Annotated in this window: 17 protein-coding genes; 8 read left to right on the top strand and 9 right to left on the bottom strand. The window is 74.2% G+C overall.

Annotated elements, in window-relative coordinates; translation table 11 throughout:
• The first annotated feature begins 2 nt into the window (after positions 1 to 2).
• Positions 3 to 1,298 carry an SLC13 family permease gene (locus J4709_RS09810; protein WP_208239373.1) on the top strand — a complete coding sequence of 432 codons (1,296 nt, stop codon included), beginning with the start codon at positions 3 to 5 and terminating at the stop codon, positions 1,296 to 1,298.
• A 65-nt stretch (positions 1,299 to 1,363) separates the two neighbouring features.
• Here the strand turns inward: J4709_RS09810 and J4709_RS09805 are convergent, their stop codons facing one another.
• From J4709_RS09805 to J4709_RS09795, 3 genes are all read right to left on the bottom strand, one after another.
• On the bottom strand, positions 1,364 to 2,197 hold the full coding sequence (locus J4709_RS09805) for an SAM-dependent methyltransferase (protein ID WP_208239372.1): 834 nt from the start codon (positions 2,195 to 2,197) through the stop codon (positions 1,364 to 1,366).
• Between the two features lie 86 nt (positions 2,198 to 2,283).
• Complete coding sequence (locus J4709_RS09800; protein ID WP_208239370.1) at positions 2,284 to 2,493, bottom strand: DUF397 domain-containing protein; 210 nt, start codon at positions 2,491 to 2,493, stop codon at positions 2,284 to 2,286.
• A complete protein-coding gene (locus J4709_RS09795) occupies positions 2,490 to 3,347 on the bottom strand; it encodes a helix-turn-helix domain-containing protein (RefSeq protein ID WP_208239368.1) in 858 nt (285 codons plus the stop codon). The genes J4709_RS09800 and J4709_RS09795 overlap by 4 nt, the downstream gene beginning before the upstream one ends.
• A 219-nt stretch (positions 3,348 to 3,566) precedes the next feature.
• Here J4709_RS09795 and J4709_RS09790 point away from each other — a divergent pair, with 219 nt between their 5' ends.
• Complete coding sequence (locus J4709_RS09790; RefSeq protein WP_208239366.1) at positions 3,567 to 4,100, top strand: hypothetical protein; 534 nt, start codon at positions 3,567 to 3,569, stop codon at positions 4,098 to 4,100.
• A gap of 138 nt (positions 4,101 to 4,238) precedes the next feature.
• Here J4709_RS09790 and J4709_RS09785 read toward each other — a convergent pair whose 3' ends face one another.
• The gene (locus J4709_RS09785; protein ID WP_208239364.1) at positions 4,239 to 4,886 is read right to left on the bottom strand and encodes a nitroreductase family protein; all 648 of its coding nucleotides are present in this window, start codon (positions 4,884 to 4,886) and stop codon (positions 4,239 to 4,241) included.
• Between the two features lie 29 nt (positions 4,887 to 4,915).
• Positions 4,916 to 5,659, bottom strand: coding sequence for a FadR/GntR family transcriptional regulator (locus tag J4709_RS09780; RefSeq protein ID WP_208239362.1), 744 nt, complete (start codon positions 5,657 to 5,659; stop codon positions 4,916 to 4,918).
• A 174-nt stretch (positions 5,660 to 5,833) separates the two neighbouring features.
• On the opposite strand from J4709_RS09780, the gene J4709_RS09775 reads away from it, so the two are divergent.
• On the top strand, positions 5,834 to 7,207 hold the full coding sequence (locus J4709_RS09775; protein ID WP_208239360.1) for a GntP family permease: 1,374 nt from the start codon (positions 5,834 to 5,836) through the stop codon (positions 7,205 to 7,207).
• Here the strand turns inward: J4709_RS09775 and J4709_RS09770 are convergent, their stop codons facing one another.
• Together J4709_RS09770 and J4709_RS09765 are read right to left on the bottom strand one after the other, a co-directional pair.
• Positions 7,208 to 8,596: a sensor histidine kinase gene (locus J4709_RS09770; protein ID WP_307801115.1), complete on the bottom strand. Its 1,389-nt coding sequence runs from the start codon at positions 8,594 to 8,596 to the stop codon at positions 7,208 to 7,210.
• A gap of 31 nt (positions 8,597 to 8,627) precedes the next feature.
• Positions 8,628 to 9,305 (bottom strand): response regulator transcription factor, encoded by a 678-nt coding sequence (locus tag J4709_RS09765; protein ID WP_208239356.1) that lies wholly within the window; start codon positions 9,303 to 9,305, stop codon positions 8,628 to 8,630.
• A gap of 114 nt (positions 9,306 to 9,419) precedes the next feature.
• Here J4709_RS09765 and J4709_RS09760 point away from each other — a divergent pair, with 114 nt between their 5' ends.
• Positions 9,420 to 10,061 carry a PepSY domain-containing protein gene (locus J4709_RS09760; RefSeq protein ID WP_208239354.1) on the top strand — a complete coding sequence of 214 codons (642 nt, stop codon included), beginning with the start codon at positions 9,420 to 9,422 and terminating at the stop codon, positions 10,059 to 10,061.
• 45 nt (positions 10,062 to 10,106) lie between these two features.
• Here the strand turns inward: J4709_RS09760 and J4709_RS09755 are convergent, their stop codons facing one another.
• Entirely contained in the window at positions 10,107 to 10,892 is a 786-nt protein-coding gene (locus J4709_RS09755) for an SDR family NAD(P)-dependent oxidoreductase (protein WP_232383270.1), read from the bottom strand.
• Between the two features lie 518 nt (positions 10,893 to 11,410).
• Between J4709_RS09755 and J4709_RS09750 the strand changes: the two genes are divergently transcribed.
• Both J4709_RS09750 and J4709_RS09745 read left to right on the top strand, forming a co-directional pair.
• Positions 11,411 to 11,944 carry a WXG100-like domain-containing protein gene (locus tag J4709_RS09750; protein ID WP_443608317.1) on the top strand — a complete coding sequence of 178 codons (534 nt, stop codon included), beginning with the start codon at positions 11,411 to 11,413 and terminating at the stop codon, positions 11,942 to 11,944.
• Positions 11,945 to 12,248: 304 nt separating this feature from the next.
• Positions 12,249 to 12,677, top strand: coding sequence for a hypothetical protein (locus J4709_RS09745; RefSeq protein ID WP_208239349.1), 429 nt, complete (start codon positions 12,249 to 12,251; stop codon positions 12,675 to 12,677).
• A gap of 188 nt (positions 12,678 to 12,865) precedes the next feature.
• On the opposite strand, the gene J4709_RS09740 is transcribed toward J4709_RS09745, so the two are convergent.
• Positions 12,866 to 13,474 (bottom strand): serine/threonine-protein kinase, encoded by a 609-nt coding sequence (locus J4709_RS09740; protein ID WP_208239346.1) that lies wholly within the window; start codon positions 13,472 to 13,474, stop codon positions 12,866 to 12,868.
• A 306-nt stretch (positions 13,475 to 13,780) separates the two neighbouring features.
• On the opposite strand from J4709_RS09740, the gene J4709_RS09735 reads away from it, so the two are divergent.
• Both J4709_RS09735 and J4709_RS09730 read left to right on the top strand, forming a co-directional pair.
• Positions 13,781 to 15,943, top strand: a complete 2,163-nt coding sequence (locus J4709_RS09735; RefSeq protein WP_208239344.1) for a DUF4407 domain-containing protein — start codon at positions 13,781 to 13,783, stop codon at positions 15,941 to 15,943.
• The gene (locus J4709_RS09730) at positions 15,940 to 16,602 is read left to right on the top strand and encodes a 4Fe-4S single cluster domain-containing protein (RefSeq protein ID WP_208239342.1); all 663 of its coding nucleotides are present in this window, start codon (positions 15,940 to 15,942) and stop codon (positions 16,600 to 16,602) included. Before J4709_RS09735 ends, J4709_RS09730 begins: the two co-directional genes overlap by 4 nt.
• Positions 16,603 to 16,671 lie beyond the last annotated feature (69 nt).

Here is a 16,671-nt window from a genome sequence, read left to right as displayed (position 1 = left end):
CCATGTCCGGTCCCGAGATCCTGTCGCTGGTCCTGCTGGTGGCCGTGTTCGCGCTCGCCATCTGGCGCGACGTCAACGTGGGCCTCGTCGCGATGCCCGCCGCGTTCCTGCTCGGCGGGATCGCGGGCATCCCCAAGGAGCAGATCCTCGCCGGCTTCCCCGCCGGCATCGTCGCGCTGATCGTCGGCGTCATGTACATGTTCGGGCACGCCCAGCGCAGCGGCGCGTTCGACCGGGTGGTGCACGGCATCGTCCGGGTCTCCGGCGGCCGCGACTGGGTCCTGCCGTGGAGCCTGTTCGCGGTCGGCGCCGTCCTCAGCGGCATCGGCACGCTGCCGAGCGCCACCGTCGCGATCGTCCTGCCGGTCGCGATGCGGGTGGCCCGCAACCGGAACATCGACCCGGTGCTCATGGCGATCGTCGCGGCGCACGGCGCGGGCGCCGGCGGCTTCTCCCCGATGTCCCCGTGGGCCGCGATCGTCAAGGACCTCGCCGCGAAGTCGGGGGTGCACTACTCGGAGAACCTGCTGTTCCTCGGGCTCGCCGGATTCGACGTGCTGAGCACCGCGGTCTTCTTCTTCGCGCTCGGCGGTCTGCCGCTGATCCGCCGCGGCCGCACGGAAGGGGACGCCGCCGGGAGCACCGCCGGCACCGGCGCGGGCGGCCGTCCGGCCGAGGCCGTGCAGGGGGCGTCCCGCATCACCCCCTACGAGATCGGTTCGCTCGCCGGCCTCGGCGTCTTCGTCCTGGCGGTGCTCGTCCTCGACCTGAACATCGTGTTCGCGGCGTTCGCCGTCGGCCTGGTCCTGCACCTGGTGTTCCGGCCGGACGGCCGCCGGGTGATCGCCGACATCCCGTGGGGCGTCGTCATGCTGACGGTCGGCATCCTCGTCTACGTCGGCGACCTCGAGGCGGCCGGCACGCTGAAGACGATCGCCGGGCACCTCGGCGGCATCGGCGCGCCGGTCGTCGCGGCCCTCGCCATCGCCTACGTCGCGGCGCTGTTCGCGACCGTGGAGTCCTCGACCGTCGCGGTGCTCGGCGTCGTGGTGCCGCTGACCGCCGCCGTGCTGCCGCACCAGACGTCCGCGCAGTTCACCGCGCTGCTCATCGCCGTGTGCGGCACCATCGGCGGCGTCGCGATCAGCCCGCTGCACCTCGGCGGCGGCCTCGTGCTGGCGAACGTGGACGACGGCGACCACAAGCGGGTGTTCCGCTGGCTGCTCGGCTGGTCCGTCGGCGCCGCCGTCGTGCTGCCCGCGCTGCTGATGGTGCTGCCCGTGTCGTTCGGTCTCTGACCGCGTCACTCGGCCTCTGACCGGACGCCGCCGGATCCGGCGCGCGGCCCGGGCGGCCTTGCCGGTCAGGGCTTGCGGGCCACGCCGGCGGGGATCCAGGTGTGCGACGGGTCGGCCTCGGCGGGGTTCTTGCTGCCCCAGATGTCGACGTAGGACAGCCCGGCCGGGGCGTCCTCGTGCGGCGGGAGGTACTCCCAGCCGTCGAAGAACCGGTCGATCTCCTCGAACGTCCGGAAGTTCAGCCGCGCGGTGACGTTCTTGTAGACCTCGTTGAACCGCTCGATCTTGTCGGGCCGCTGCCCGTCGGCGGTGACGTGCGAGAGGGCGAGGTAGCTGCCGGACGGCACCGCGTCGAGGTACTGGCGCAGCAGCGACCAGGGGTCCTGCTCGGGGTTCACGAAGTGCCAGATGGCGACGTGCATGTAGCCGACGGGCCGGGAGAAGTCGATGAGTCGCCGCACCTCGGGGTCCTCGATGACCGACTTCGGGTCGGCGATGTCGGCGTCGACGTAGGCGACGTCGGTCTCGCCGTTGCGGCGCAGCATGTCCCGCGACATGTCCAGGACGACGGGGTCGTTGTCGACGTAGACGACCTTCGCGCGCGGGTGGACGACCTGGACGACCTCGTGGGTGTTCCACGCGGTCGGGATGCCGGAGCCGAGGTCGATGAACTGGTCGACGCCAGCGCGCGCGATGACGGCCGCCGCGCGCTGCAGGAAAATGCGGTTGGCCTGCGCCATGTAGTGCAGTTCCGGGACTTTCTCCTGGAGTTTTCGGGCGGCGGTCTCGTCCGCCGGGGTGTGATGCCGGCCGTTGAGGAAGTAGTCGTAAATGCGGCCCGCGGAGGCGACGCCGGGTCCGCTCTTCAATGCGCCCTTGGGGTGGGGGTGATCGTCCATCGTCTTCCTTGGGCAGAGGTCGGGGGAAAGGGGGGAAGGGCGCCCGGCGCAGGGCCACCGGCCGCCCTTCGTCCGCCTTCAGGCGCTCACAGGTCGAAACGGCCCGCCTTCACCTGCGCGGCGAATTCGCGCCAGGTCTCGCCGCCGAACACCAGGGTCCCGCCGTCGCGGTCCTTGGTGTCGCGGACTCCGATGACCCGTTCGCCGCCGCCGATCTCCACGCACGCGTCCTGCGCGGCGTTCGACCGCGACGATTTCCGCCAGGTTCCGGGAGCAATAAGATCACGGTTCTTCATTGCGGGGCTATCCCTTCCATCATCTTCTCGAGGAATTCCGTCGTCTGTTTCGGGGTCAGCGCCTTCGCCTGGAGCCAGGCCCAGACCTGCTCGTAGCGGGCGACGGCCGCGCCGGTCTCGACACGGCTGCGGCCGGTCACCGAGCCCTCGACGAACACCCCCGCGCTGATGACCTCGGAGTCGAAGTCGAACGCCATGAAGGAGCCGAGCGCCGGGTGCGGCCCGGCGCTGAACGGCATCACCTGGATGGTCACCGCGGGCGGCGGGACCAGCAGCCGGGCGATCTGGGCGCGGCGCAGCGCGGGGCCGCCGGGCATCCGGGCCAGCGCGCTCTCGTCGATCATGAAGACGGCCTCGCGGACGGCGCCGCCGAACACCTCGGCCTGGCGGCCCATCCGCAGCTCGACGCCGGAGTCGACGCGGGGCGGCGAGACGCTGGGGTCGACGGCCTGGATGACCTGCCGGGCGTACTCGGGCGTCTGCAAGAGCCCGGGAATTGCGGTCAGGTCCCAAGCGCGAATTCGGACGGCCGCCATCTCCATGCCGAGCAGTTCGGCCGTGGCGTCGGGCCAGTCGCCGCTGCCGTTCCACCAGCCCGGCCGGCTCGCCCGTTCACGCAATTCTTCCAGTTCGTCCTGTTTGTCGGGCGCGACTCCGTAATGCGTGCAGAGCCCGCGCAGAACGAGAACGCTGGGTGTGACCTCGGCGTTCTCCCATCGCCGCACGGTCTGCGGATGCACGCCGAGATCCCGCGCGATGGACGCCACCGACTCACCGGACGCCTTGCGGGCATTCGCGAGGGCGTTGCCGAGCAGCCATCCCGACAGCACCGGCCCGTCGTCACCGGGAGTCATGCTCCGTGTCTACACCGCGGCCATCACACCATGCAACCCGCATAATGCAGCTTTTGCCGCGCGGCCCTCATCCGGCGCAAATGATCATTCCGCGACCTGCGCCATGTAAATTGACATGAAGCGCTTGACACACTGCTGCACGCGTAGGAACGTCTTTCGCAGGGAGTCAGCGTCGCCCGACCTGGCTGTCAGACACCGCCACCGGTCCCGGGAGCCCGCATGACGATCTCCACCCTCGCCGAGCCCCCGCCGCCCGGGACGACCGGCCGCGCGGGCGCTCCCGGCGGCACCCCCGGCACCGGCCCCGACGACACCGCTCCCGGCCCTGACGACACCGCTCCCGGCGACGGCGGCCCCGGTGACCTGGTGGACTACGCCCGCCGGCTCATGAACCGCCTCGACGCCCTCGGCCTGCGCGCCTCCGGCCCGTGGGACGGCCCCGGGCGGCGCGCGCCGCACGAGAGCGCGCCGTCGGTGATGGCCGTCTCCGCGCAGTGCGTGCAGGTCGAACCGTACGTCGGCCGCACCGTCTGGCTGCTGACGCCGCCCGGCGGGGAGCCCGCCGCCGACGGCGACCTGTACTGGCACTGGCAGCGGCCGCGCCGCGACCGCGACGGCCGCCCGGTCGCCCGCTGGTTCCAGCCGTTCTGCCCGGCCGCCGACCCCGAGCGGGCCGCCACCGCCATCTCCGAGGCGATCTTCGCCGACGTCCGCAGGCGCGACCGCGACCCGGCCGGGCTCGCCGCCCGCTGACACCGCCGGCGGCGCGGCGCCTCCGGCGGGTCCGGCGCGTCCGTCCGCCGCCGCTCCGACGCGCCCCGCGACCCGCGGGGCGAGACTCCCGGCGGGCCGAGGGGGATCGCCGGTGCTCGCCCCGCGCGGGGCGCCGGATCACCAGCCGTCGACGTGCAGGATCTCGTCCAGCGGGACGCGCGGCGCCGGGCGGAACGTGTCGCCCGTGTAGTACGCGGTCGGGACGAGCGCGCCCTGCCGCACGTCCGCCGGCAGGCCGAGCACGTCCGCGACCTCCTGCTCGTACGCCAGGTGCAGCGTCGTCCACGCGGTGCCGAGGCCCCGCGCCCGCGCCGCCAGCGCGTAGTTCCACACCGCCGGGAGCAGCGACCCCCACAGCCCCGCCTGGTTGCCGTCCGGCAGCTTCCCGCCGTGCAGCCGGAGGCACGGGATCACCAGCACCGGCACGTCTCCCATGCGTTCGGCCAGGTAGGAGGCGCTGTCGCCGACCCGGCGCTGCACCTCCGCACGGTCCGGGTCGTCCTGGTACTGACCGGCGGACGTGCCGCCGGACGCGGCGTACGCGGCGAACGAGCGCCGGTAGTACTCGCCGATCGCCTTGCGCTTCTCGGTGTCGGTGACGACGAGCCAGTGCCAGCCCTGCCGGTTGCTCCCGCTCGGCGCCTGCACGGCGATCTCCAGGCACTCGCGGACGAGGTCCATCGGCACGGGACGGGCCAGGTCGAGGCGCTTGCGCACGGTCCGGGTGGTGGTCAGCAGTTCGTCCGGGCTCAGCGGAAGAGTCATGATCCCAGTATCGGCCGCGGGGGCGCCGGTCAGGCGCCGGAGGGGTCGAGCGTGTCGGAGGGGTCGAGCACGTCCGGCGGGCCGAGCATGGCGCGGGTCGCCTCGTCGACAATGTCGCGCATCGCCCGCTCGGCGGCCGCGGCGTCGCCCGCCTGGACGGCCTGGGCCACCTCCGCGTGCCAGCGGATCGCCACCGGCTCCGGGTGCGCGGGCATCAGGTCGTGGTGGGTGCGGCCCGCGAGGACGGCGGCGACGACCCCGCTGAGCGCGCCCATCATGTCGTTGCCGGACGCCTCCAGCAGCGTCCGGTGGAACTGGACGTCGGCCTCCAGGTAGGACTCCAGGTCGCCGGACTTGCCGTGCACCGCCATCTGCATGACGGCGCCGGTCAGCGTGCCGCACTGCGCGGGCGTGGCGCGCAGCGCCGCCAGGTGGGCGGCGACCGGTTCGAGGCCGCGGCGCAGCTCGCCGAGCTCGCGGAGCTGCTCGTCGCGGCCGGGGCCGTCCAGCCGCCAGGCGATGATCTGCGGGTCGAACAGGTTCCAGCCGCCGCGGGGCGCGACCGTGATGCCGACGCGGCGGCGGCTGGTCACCATCCCCATCGACTCCAGCACCCTGATCGCCTCGCGGACGACCGAGCGGGAGACCCCGAACCGGGCCTCCAGCTGCTCGATCCGCAGCACCTCGCCGGCCGCGACGTCGCCCGCGGTGATCTGCACGCCGAGCCGGTCGACGACGCTGCCGTGCAACCCGGCCCGGTTGTCTCGCCCCATGGCGTCAATCATCACACGATTGCTTCGATGCAGGCACACCCAGATGTCAAAGGTATGTTTTTTCGACTCGACCTCTTGATAACGGCTGGTTAATGAGGTGCACTCGGCGGAGGTGGCACCCCGTCCCCCACCCCCAGGGGTCCCCCAGCCCGCCACCGAGGAGGATGACCGCACATGCACTCGATCGTGCTGGCCGCGGCGCCGCACGCGTCCAGCGGGCGGCTCGTGCCCGCCGCGCTGGCCGGCATCGCGCTGATCGTCGTACTGATCACCTGGCTGAAGGTGCACCCCTTCCTCAGCCTCACCCTCGGCTCGCTGCTGGTCGGGGCCATCGCCGGGCTGCCGATGGCCGACACCGTGAAGAGCTTCGGCAAGGGCTTCGGCGACACCGCGTCCGGCGTGGGCGCGCTGATCGCGCTCGGCGCGATGTTCGGCAAGCTGCTCGCCGACTCCGGCGGCGCCGACCAGATCGTCGACACCATCGTCGGACGGTCCGGGCGGCGCGCGCTGCCCTGGGCGATGGCGCTGGTCGGCGCGCTGATCGGGCTGCCGATGTTCTTCGAGATCGGGCTCGTGCTGCTGATGCCGGTGATCTACCTGGTGGCGCGCCGGTCCGGGCAGTCGATCATCGCGGTCGGCGTCCCCGCGCTCGCCGGGCTGTCGGCGATGCACGGGCTCGTCCCGCCGCACCCCGGGCCGCTCGTCGCGATCGACGCGCTGCACGCCGACCTCGGCGTCACCCTCGGCCTCGGCGTGCTCGTCGCCGTCCCGACCGTCGCGATCGCCGGCCCGCTGCTCGCCCGGTTCGCCGCGCGCTGGGTCGACGTCCAGCCGCCCGAGCTGTTCACCACCGACCAGGAGGAGGACGAGGAGGGCAAGCGCCGCCCCTCGTTCGCGCTCACGCTCGCGACCGTGCTGCTGCCGGTCGTGCTGATGCTGCTCAAGGCGTTCGCCGACATCGTGCTGGACGAGGGCTCCGAGCTCTACACCGTCCTGGACAACCTCGGCACGCCGCTGATCGCGCTGCTCATCGCGGTGATCGTCGCGATGTTCACGCTCGGCCGCGGCGCCGGCATGGACCGCCGGACGATCACCACGACGCTGGAGAGGTCGCTGCCGCCGATCGCGGGCGTGCTGCTGATCGTCGCGGCGGGCGGCGGCTTCAAGCAGACGCTCGTCGACACCGGCATCGGCAAGACCATCGCGGACTGGGTGGACGGCAGCGGCGTGTCCGTGCTCGTCCTCGGCTGGCTCGTCGCCGTGCTGATCCGGCTCGCGACCGGCTCGGCGACCGTCGCGACCGTCACCGCGTCCGGCATCCTCGCGCCGCTCGTCACCGGGCTGAGCACCGGCGACACCTCGCTGCTGGTGCTCGCCGTCGGCAGCGGCTCGCTGTTCTTCTCGCACGTCAACGACGCCGGGTTCTGGCTGGTCAAGGAGTACTTCGGGCTGAGCGTCGGGCAGACGATCAAGTCGTGGTCGCTGATGGAGACGGTGATCTCGGTCTGCGGGCTGGCGTTCGTCCTCGCCCTCAACCTCGCCATATAGCTAGCCGGCGGGCAGCCACAGCTCGAACGCGGAGCCGCCGCCGGGCGCCTCGCCCGCGGTCAGGTCGCCCCCGTGCGCGCGGGCGACGCCGCGGGCGATGGCGAGGCCGAGGCCTGCGCCGCCCTCGTCGCGGGCGCGCGCGTCGTCCAGCCGGACGAACCGCTCGAAGATCCGCTCCCGGTCGGCGGGCGGGACGCCGGGGCCGTCGTCGGTCACCCGCAGCGTCACCCGCCCGCCGGCCGCGGCGAGCCCGACCCGCACCGCGGACGCCGCGTGCCGCTGCGCGTTGTCCAGCAGGTTGACCAGCACCCGGTCGAGCTGCGCGGCGCTGCCGAGCACCTCGAACGCGCCGGTCCCCGACACCTCGACCGGCACCCGGCCGGTCGCGGCGCGGTGCGCCACCTCCTCGCGGACCAGTTCACCGAGATCCACCCGGTCGTGCCGGGGCCGCTCCCCCGCGTCCAGCCGGGCCAGAAGCAGCAGGCCGGCGGCCAGATCCTGCAGCCGCACGACGTCCTGGACGGCACCGTCCACGTCCAGCAGATGCGGGTGCGCCGCGGCGACCTCCAACTGCGTGCGCAGCGACGCCAGCGGACTGCGCAGCTCGTGCGAGGCGTCCGCGACGAACCGGCGCTGCCGCTCCACCGACCGCTCCAGCGCGCCGAGCGTCTGGTTCGTCGTCTCCGCCAGCCCCGCCACCTCGTCCCGCGACCCCGGCACCGGCACCCGCCGCGCGAGGTCGCCCGCCGACGTGATCGCCGCCATCTCCGCCCGGATCGCCTCCACCGGACGCAGCGCGCGCCGCGTCACCAGCCACGTCACCCCGCCGACCACCACCAGCAGCAGCGGCAGCCCCAGCAGCATCGCCTGGGTCACCGACCCGACGGCCTGCGTCGCGAGCCGCGCCCCCGCGTACACGACGACCGTCCCGCCCGCCGGCGGCGTCGCCTCCACCGCCGCGAACCGGTAGTCGGCCGCGTCATGATCGACGGTCGCGCGGCCGCCGCTGTACCGGACGTCCGTCGAGACCTCGCCGCGGCGCGGATCGTCGTCGCCGCCGTGGTCGTCGTCCTTGCCGGTGCGCGCCCCCGACGGGGTCACCGACCGCGACCCCGTGCCGCTGATCGCGTCCAGGTCCTTGGTGACCGCGAGGACCCGGCCGTGCTCGTCCACCACCTGCACCGGATGGTCCTCAGAGTCCGGCAGGTCCAGCCGCGCCACCGGCGTCCCCACCGCCACCTGCGCCGCGACCTCCCGCGCGATGATCTCCGCCTGCAGGTCCGACTGCCTCGCCAGGCTGCCCCGCAGCGTCAGCAGCACCGTCAGCCCCGCCGCGACCAGCGCGACCGCGACCACCGCCGTCGCCGCCAGCGCCGCCCGCGACCGCACGGACGCGAACGGCCTTCTTCCCCGCGGCACGTCAGCCGCCGTCGGTGCTCAGCCGGTAGCCCGCGCCCCGCACCGTCGCGATCGACCGGCGCCCGAACGGCGCGTCCAGCTTGCGGCGCAGCGCGCTGACGTACACCTCGACGATGTTCGGATCGCCGTCGAAGGCGAAGTCCCACACGTTCTCGATGATCTCCGTCTTCGGCACCACCCGGCCCGCGTTGACCGCCAGGTGCTCCAGCACGGCGAACTCCTTCGCGGTCAGCTCGACCTCCTCCTCGCCGCGCCGGACCGTCCGGGACGCCGGATCCACCCGCAGGTCCCCGAGCACGATCTCCGGCGCGCCGCCGCGCGTCCGGCGGCGCAGCAGCGCGCGGATCCGGGCCAGCAGCACCACGTACGAGAACGGCTTGGTCAGATAGTCGTCGGCGCCGGTGTCCAGCCCCTCCGCCTCGTCGTACTCGCCGTCCTTGGCCGTCAGCATCAGGATCGGCACCTCCGACCCGGCGGCGCGCAGCTCCGCGCACACCCGGTAGCCGTTCAGGCCGGGCAGCATGATGTCCAGGACGACCAGGTCGTACTCCCCCTCCACCGCCCGGTGGAGCCCGGTGACGCCGTCGTGCGCGACGTCCACCGTGAACCCCTCGGCGGACAGCCCGGCGGCCAGGGACCGCGCGAGCCGCCGCTCGTCCTCGACCACCAGCAGCTTCATGCCCTCCAGCCTGCCAGAACGCACCTGAAGCGCCCTTCAGGAAGCTTCAGGGTCCCTTCAGCCTCGTACCCGCATGGTGGGTGACGTCCGACAGACCATCCGACGGGGAGAAGCATGAAGCCCGATCTGCGCAAGTTCATGACCGGCAAGCGCCTGCTGGTCACCGGCATCGCCGCCGCGGCCGTCGCCGCGGGCACCGCCGGCACCGCCCTCGCCGCCGGCGGCGGGCACGGCGACGGCGACCGTCCCGAGAAGGCCCCCGCCGTCACCGCCGACCAGGCGATGGGCGCGGCGCTCAAGGCCGTCCCCGGCACCGTCGGCGAGGCCGACCTCGACGACGGCGCCTGGGAGATCGACGTCCTCGCGGGCGACGGCGCCTGGCACGAGGTGAAGATCGACGCCTCGAACGCCAAGGTCACCGCCGACCAGACCGGCAAGGAGTCCGACGCCGCCGAGGCGCAGGGCCTGAAGAACACCAAGGTCACCGCCCAGCAGGCCGCCGCGACCGCGCTGAAGTCCGCCTCCGGCGCGGTCACCTCCGTGGAGCTGGAGCACGAGGGCGACAAGCCCGCGTGGGAGGTCGAGGTCGCCGGGCAGGACGGCACCGAGCACGAGCTGCTCGTCGACGGCGCCACCGGCACGGTCACCAAGAACAAGGCCGAGCACGACGACCACGGCAAGAAGGACGGCGACGGCAAGAAGCAGGACGAAGGCAAGAAGGACGACGGGAAGCAGGACGGCGGCGAGGACGACTGACGCCGCTCCCCCCGGGGGCGCCGCGCGCCGGCGCCCCCGCCGGGGTCACAGCATGATCTTGCCGCCGGCGACGTCCAGGGTCAGGCCGGTGAGCCACGACGACTGCGCCGAGGCCAGGAACATCGCGGCCGACGCGACGTCGCGCGCCTCGCCCATGCGGCCGAGCGGGTGGGACGCGGCGACGAAGTCCTGCACCTCCCGCGGCATGAACCGCTCGGTGCGCTCGGTGCGGATCGCCGCCGGCGCGACGCAGTTCACCCGCACCCCGTCGCCGCCGACCTCCGCGGCGACATGCCTGGTCAGCGCCTGGATCCCGGCCTTCGCCGCCTCGTAGGCGACCGGCGCGCCCCACGGGTTGCCCATCTCCCGTCCCCCCGCGCTCGGCAGGTTGGACGGCATCCGCCCCGCCGACGACGACATCGTGACGATCGCCCCGGCGCGGCGCTCCTGCATGCCCGGCAGGAAGCTCTTCAGCGTGAGGAACGTCGCGGTGAGGTTGCCGTCGACGACCGAGTGCCACTCCTCCTCCGACATGGCGGCGGTCGGCCCGGGCCGCGCGATCCCGCCGCCCGCGAACGCGCAGACCACGTCCGCGGGCCCGAGCTCCGCCTCGACGCGGCGGCGCGCGTCCTCGATCGCGGCGAGGTCCGTCACGTCCGCGACGATCCCGATGCCGCCGGTCTCCTTCGCGACGCGGTCCAGCGCGTCCCGGTCCCGCCCGAGCACCGCGACCCGCGCGCCCTCCTCGGCGAACGCCCGTGCGGTGTCCGCGCCGATCCCGCGCGATCCGCCGGTGATGACGACGACCTTGCCGTTGAGCTCCGGGTACATCGATGCCTCCCTGACTGAGTGTGCGCTCATTCCTAGCCTGAGTGAGTACCCACTCATTGTCAAGCGCACCCGCGCCCCGACCACGTCGTCCTCGACCCGCAAATACCTGCCCACACCCCCATACGACCCCCACCCACCCCACCCCCGCAACACCCCCGCCACTCCGCTTGCGCGGCACTCTTCCGGAGTGGACGGGCGACGCCAGCGAGACCTATGAGAAGGCTCACGACCGCTGGATGGCCGACGCCCGGCGCATGGCCGACGCCATCGCGTCCTTCCATGCGGCGATCCGGCACGCGCACGGCGACTTCGGCATCTCCACGGACGCCAACCTGCGCATGTGGCGTGGGAAATGACGACCGTCGACATCACGCCCGAGCAGGTCATCGGCGCCGCCGGCCGGTTCGCCCGGGCACAGGGCGACGTCGGCACGGCGTGGATGCGGCTCCAGGTGGCACTGGACCACGCCGCCGGCATGGCGGGCAACGACCGTCCCGGTCGGCCCCGGCGACTCGTTCCTGCCGGACGTCCTCGCGAAGTACTGGCCCAACGGCCACCAGGAGAGGCTCCGCGCCGCCGCCTCCGCCTGGCGCACCGCCGCGACGGACGTGGACGGCATCGGAACGCGGCTGTCCACCACCGTCCACGGCATCACCGACAACCGCAGCCGGGAGTCCCCCGCCATCTCCGACTACTGGAGCGGGATCTACGGATCGTGCAACAGCCGCACGCTCCTGGGCGGGCTGGCGGAGCTGTGCCGGGAGATCGCCACCGCATGCGACCACTTCGCCGGCGTGATCGACCACGCGCATTCCGAGGTGGAGCGCAAGCTCGCCGAGGCGGGCATCGCCGTCGGCCTGACCAGCCTCGTCGCGGGCCTGCTGACCCCCGTGACCGGCGGCGGGTCCGACGTGGCGGGCGCCGCGCTGGACTCCGCGGAGGCCGCGGCCATCCTCGGGCCCGTCGAGGCGGAGACCCTCGCCGCGACGGCGGAGGGCGCCGTCTCCGCCGATCTCGTCGCGACCGTCGAGGGCACCGTCGCTCGAGGGTGAGCAGGCGCAGCCGGGGCGCGGCGAGTTCGAGGGCGAGCGGCAGCCCCTCCAGCATCCGGCAGACCCGGACGACCGCGGCGCGGTTGGCGTCGGTGAGCCGGAACCCGGGGACGGCGGCGGTGGCGCGGTCGGTGAACAGGTCGACGGCGGCGGAGCGGGCGTCGCCGTCCGGCAGCGGGAGGGGGCCGGCGGCGAGGAGCCGCTCGCCCGCGATGGCGAGCGGTTCCCGGGCGGTGGCGAGGACGCGCAGGGCGGGGGCGGCGCGCAGCAGGGCGCGGGTCAGCGCGGCGGCCTCGGCGAGCAGGTGCTCGCAGTTGTCGAGGACGAGCAGCGCGGGGCGGCCGCGGAGCGTCTCGGCGACCGCGTCGAGGGGGTCGCGGCCGGCGTCGACCTGGACGCCGAGGGCGGCGGCGGCGGCGACGGCGACGGCGCGGGCGGCCATCCCGGGCTCGGTGAGGCCGGCGAGTTCGGCCGGCCAGACGAGCCGGAGGGCGAGCCGGGTCTTGCCGGCGCCGCCGACGCCGGTCAGGGTGACGAGCCGGCCGGCGGCGAGCAGCGCGGCGCCTTCGGCGAGCTCGCGTTCGCGGCCGACGAACCTGGTCAGCGCGGGCCGCAGGTTGCCCGGCGGCAGGTCGTCGGGCGGCGCGTCGTCCGGCGGGGCGTCGCCGAGGGCGCGCCAGCGGGCCGTCCATGCGGTGAGGAGCCCGCCGCTGTCCCAGCCGTCGCCGGCTGACGCGGCGCGGCGGCCATTCGGGCGGGAGGGCGGCGTCCACGGCCGATGCGCTCGCGGCGACGTGGTAGGTCCCGGCCTTGGACGGGAGGTGGGTATAGGGGCCGCACACTCCGGGGCCGTGCGCATGCACGGGCCGATGGCCGCCCGCGCGCTTGACCGGCACATAGGGGCGGCACTTCTCCACGGGCTTAGGCGGCGCGGGCGAGGGCTTGGAAGGCTCGTGCCCGCCAGGTTCGGTGGAGCGGGCCGACGGCTTCGGCGCGCGCCTGCTCGGGCGACATGTACGCGGGCGTCCCCAGCACGGCGCCGGACGCCGTCAGCTCCGACGCGTCCAGCGCGTGCGCGATCCCGAAGTCGATGATGCGCGGGCCGTCCGCCGCGAGGACGACGTTGCCCGGCTTCAGGTCGCGGTGCACCAGCCCCGCGGCGTGCACCGCCGCGGGCCCCTCCGCGAGGCCCGCGCCGAGCGCCGTCAGCATCGCGGGCGGCAGCGGGCCGTGCTCCTGGACGGCGTCGCGCAGCGACGGTCCCGGCACGTACGCGGTGACCAGCCACGGCGGGTCCGCGTCCGGGGCGAGGTCGACGACCTGGGCGGTGTGGAACCCGCCGACCCGGCGCGCCGCCGCGGCCTCCCGCGCGAACCGGGTCCGGAACCGCTCGCTCGCGGCCAGGTGCCCGTGCACGACCTTCACGGCGACCGGGCGGCCGCCGGGCGAGCGCGCCAGGTACACCTGGCCGCTGCCACCGCTGCCGAGCCGGCCGATCCGCCGGGGGTCGGTGGGCCGGAGCGGTCTCATCGGGCGTGCCGTTCCTCTCCGTCGCACGGCCTGGGCCCGTCCAGTCTGCGGCCGGGACCGGCGCGCGGGGCGCCGGTGCGCAACCCCTGCGGAATTCCGAAACCGGCCATATACGGCCAATTGCGGTCACTTCTCCCATGTGTGTCAGGAGACTCACAAGGTCCTCTCAATAACTGCCAGTATTTGACGAACTCTCTCGGTAAGGGATGCGTCACAACTGAAGGCCGGTGGCATCGCGGGTCCGCCCTGCCGTCCGGCGGATGTCCGGCGGACCGGTGGTGGCCGAACGCCACGGCGGAGGTGCGAATGGCGTGGGAACGAGCCGGCGAGCGGGGCCCGCGGGCGGCCCGGCCGCGCGCCCGGGTCCTGCCGCCGCACGCCCCCACCGCCGGCGCCCGCGCACCCGGCCGCCCCATCGAGGACCTGGACGAGCGCGCCGAGCCCCTGCGCGACGGCGTGCTCCGCCGCCGCGCGCCCGGCCGGCTGCGCGCGCTCCTGCGGCCGAACCCCCCTCCCACCGCGGACCGGATCCCCCCTGTTCCTTCGCGCGGGCCCCTCTCCCCGACCGGGCCCGTCCCCCCGACCGAACGTCCAGTGAGGGCCCAGCACATGACCGAAGCGAGCACCCCGCCCCCGCCGCCCGCCCCCCGGCGCGACGGGCCCCGGTTCTCCCCGCTGCTGTGGGCGTCCGGCGTCAACCGCGACATCCTGCGGCGGTCCCCCACCGACAAGACGCGCTTCCAGGGCCTCGGCAGCGTCGTCATCTTCACCGCCGCGCTGGCCGGGGTGTCGATGGCGGCGGCGCTGCACATCGCGCTGAAGGCGCCGTGGCCGGTGATCGTGCTGCTGACGGCCGGCTGGTTCCTCGGCATCCTGTCGCTGGACCGCTGGCTGGTCGCCTCGATGACCCGCACCGCCAGCAAGGCCGGCGTGCTGTTCCTGGCGCTGCCCCGGCTGCTGCTCGCGCTGCTGTTCGGCTTCGTGCTGTCGATGCCGATCGTCCTGCAGATCTTCGCGCCGGAGATCTCGCAGGAGGTCAACGTCCTGCACGCCGAGGCGGAGTCCAAGTACCAGGCGCAGACCGCGGGCGACCAGGTCGGCAAGCGCATCGACTGGCTGGAGAAGCGCAAGCAGCAACTCGAGGCGCAGGTCACCTCCGGCGGCCTGCCCGCCACGCCGGACGCCGACCCCACCCTCAAGCAGCTCCAGGACAAGCGCGACGAGCTGCAGAAGCAGCTCGAGCAGCGGCGCGAGAAGCTGACCTGCGAGCAGCTCGGCAAGTGCGGGACGGGCCGCGCCGGCCTCGGCCCCGAGGCCCGCAAGCGCATCCAGGACTACGACGACACCAAGCGCGACTTCGACACCGCCGACACCCAGCTCAAGAACTACATGGCGCAGCTCAAGACCAAGGGCGTGCAGGACGCGCAGAACGAGCTGACCGGGCAGGGCGGCGCCGAAGGCGTGAACGCCGAGCTGACGCGGCTGAAGAAGCAGCAGTCCGCGCTCCAGGCCCAGCACGCCGCCGACACCCGCAACTCCGACGGGATGGCGCTGCGGCTGGAGGCCCTCAACCGGCTGTCGCAGAAGAACGGCACGATCGGCACCGCGCACCTGTTCGTCACGCTGATGTTCATCGCGATCGAGCTGCTGCCGGTGCTGGTGAAGATGCTGCAGATCCTCGGGCCGCCGACCGTGTACGACGACCTCGTCGCGGCGCACGAGCGGGAGAACCGGGAGACCGGCGCGCACCTCGCGCGGCGCGACGCGGACGTCGCACGGGTCCGCGCCGCCGACGACGTCAAGTACGCGGGCCTGGTGTACGACGCGCGCCGCGCGATGCTGGAGAGCCTCGCGCAGCGGACGGCGATGGCCGAGGGCGAGGTCGGCGAGGCCGCGTTGGAGGAGTGGAAGCGTCGCGAGATGGCGCGTATCCCCGCCGACCTCGACCAGTACGTCCGGTCGGAGCCGGGTTACGACCGTCCGATGGCGCCGCGGAATCCGGGGGGCATGGCGTTCGGCCCGCCGATGCCGCCCGCGAACCCGGGCGGCGTCGCGTTCGACCCGCCGGTTCACGGGGGCGCCGCCCCCGGCAATGGCGGCTTTCCCGACGGTGGCCGTCCGGCGCCGTCCGGGAACGGCGGTTTCGCGGGTGGCGGGCCGTCGAACGTCCGCGTGGTGAACGGCCAGCCTGGCGACCCGCGGTACGGCGGCGGCGCGAACGGCAATGCCGGCGCGAACGGCAACGCGGCCCCGTACGGCAGCCCCGGCCCGTACGGCAGCCCCGCCCCGTACGGCGACCCCGCCCCGTACGGCAACCCCCTTGCCGGCGGCGAAGGCCCCGACGTCGCGCCGCAGCCGCGGCTCAGGCCGTCCGGCTACGAGGGCCTCTTGGACGACGGCACGCGCCGGTCGCACCGGGACCGGATCTTCGGGCCGCTGACGAACTGGCGGCAGGGCCGGAACCGGTGATCAACGTGGCGGAGACGTGCGTCGGGACGCGGGCGCTCGGCCCGGGGCTGCGGTCGGTGGTGTGGGTGCAGGGCTGCCCGTTCCGCTGCCGGGGCTGCCTCGCCCCGGAGTGGATCCCGTTCCGCGAGGCGCGCCGGGCGGCGCCGGACGAGCTGGCGGACGAGCTGCTGGCGGACCCGGACGTCACCGGCCTCACGCTGTCGGGCGGGGAGCCGATGGCGCAGGCGGACGGGCTCGCGGCCATGGTCCGGGCGGCGCGCGCGCAGCGCGACGTGTCGGTCATCTGCTTCACCGGGTTCCGCAGGTCCGAGCTGGCGGGGCGGGAGGACGCCGAGGCGCTGCTCGCCGAGGTGGACGTCCTGATCGACGGCCGGTACGTGCGGTCCCGCGACGACGACCGGGGGCTGCGCGGCAGCGCCAACCAGCGGATCCACCAGCTGACGGGGCGGCTCGCGGGCGCGGCGGGCGAGCTGGCCGGCGGCCCGCGCCGCGCGGAGGTGCGGGTCCGCGGCGGGCAGGCGCTGCTGGTCGGCGTGCCGCCCCGGGCCCTGGCCGCGGGCTTCGGCCGCGGCGGACGCGGCGGCGGCACCGGCCCCGGCACCGGCACGGCAGGCGGGGGCACGAGCGGCGAGGAGCCCCGACGAGCGGCCCGACGGTGACCCCGGTGGGCGCGGCGGGGCGGCGGCGAGCGCGGGGGTCGGCGCGCCGCCCCGCCGAGGGGCGGCGGG

This window comes from Actinomadura violacea (assembly GCF_017573465.1).
Lineage (GTDB): Bacteria > Actinomycetota > Actinomycetes > Streptosporangiales > Streptosporangiaceae > Spirillospora > Spirillospora violacea.
This window is presented reverse-complemented; position numbering and strand designations above follow the sequence as displayed.

What these genes read in the sequence shown, in the direction of transcription:
- J4709_RS09810 (WP_208239373.1), top strand. Translation starts at nt 3, where the DNA reads ATGTCCGGTCCCGAGATCCTGTCGCTGGTCCTGCTGGTGGCCGTGTTC.
- J4709_RS09805 (WP_208239372.1), bottom strand. Translation starts at nt 2,197, where the DNA reads ATGGACGATCACCCCCACCCCAAGGGCGCATTGAAGAGCGGACCCGGC.
- J4709_RS09800 (WP_208239370.1), bottom strand. Translation starts at nt 2,493, where the DNA reads ATGAAGAACCGTGATCTTATTGCTCCCGGAACCTGGCGGAAATCGTCG.
- J4709_RS09795 (WP_208239368.1), bottom strand. Translation starts at nt 3,347, where the DNA reads ATGACTCCCGGTGACGACGGGCCGGTGCTGTCGGGATGGCTGCTCGGC.
- J4709_RS09790 (WP_208239366.1), top strand. Translation starts at nt 3,567, where the DNA reads ATGACGATCTCCACCCTCGCCGAGCCCCCGCCGCCCGGGACGACCGGC.
- J4709_RS09785 (WP_208239364.1), bottom strand. Translation starts at nt 4,886, where the DNA reads ATGACTCTTCCGCTGAGCCCGGACGAACTGCTGACCACCACCCGGACC.
- J4709_RS09780 (WP_208239362.1), bottom strand. Translation starts at nt 5,659, where the DNA reads ATGGGGCGAGACAACCGGGCCGGGTTGCACGGCAGCGTCGTCGACCGG.
- J4709_RS09775 (WP_208239360.1), top strand. Translation starts at nt 5,834, where the DNA reads ATGCACTCGATCGTGCTGGCCGCGGCGCCGCACGCGTCCAGCGGGCGG.
- J4709_RS09765 (WP_208239356.1), bottom strand. Translation starts at nt 9,305, where the DNA reads ATGAAGCTGCTGGTGGTCGAGGACGAGCGGCGGCTCGCGCGGTCCCTG.
- J4709_RS09760 (WP_208239354.1), top strand. Translation starts at nt 9,420, where the DNA reads ATGAAGCCCGATCTGCGCAAGTTCATGACCGGCAAGCGCCTGCTGGTC.
- J4709_RS09755 (WP_232383270.1), bottom strand. Translation starts at nt 10,892, where the DNA reads ATGTACCCGGAGCTCAACGGCAAGGTCGTCGTCATCACCGGCGGATCG.
- J4709_RS09740 (WP_208239346.1), bottom strand. Translation starts at nt 13,474, where the DNA reads ATGAGACCGCTCCGGCCCACCGACCCCCGGCGGATCGGCCGGCTCGGC.
- J4709_RS09735 (WP_208239344.1), top strand. Translation starts at nt 13,781, where the DNA reads ATGGCGTGGGAACGAGCCGGCGAGCGGGGCCCGCGGGCGGCCCGGCCG.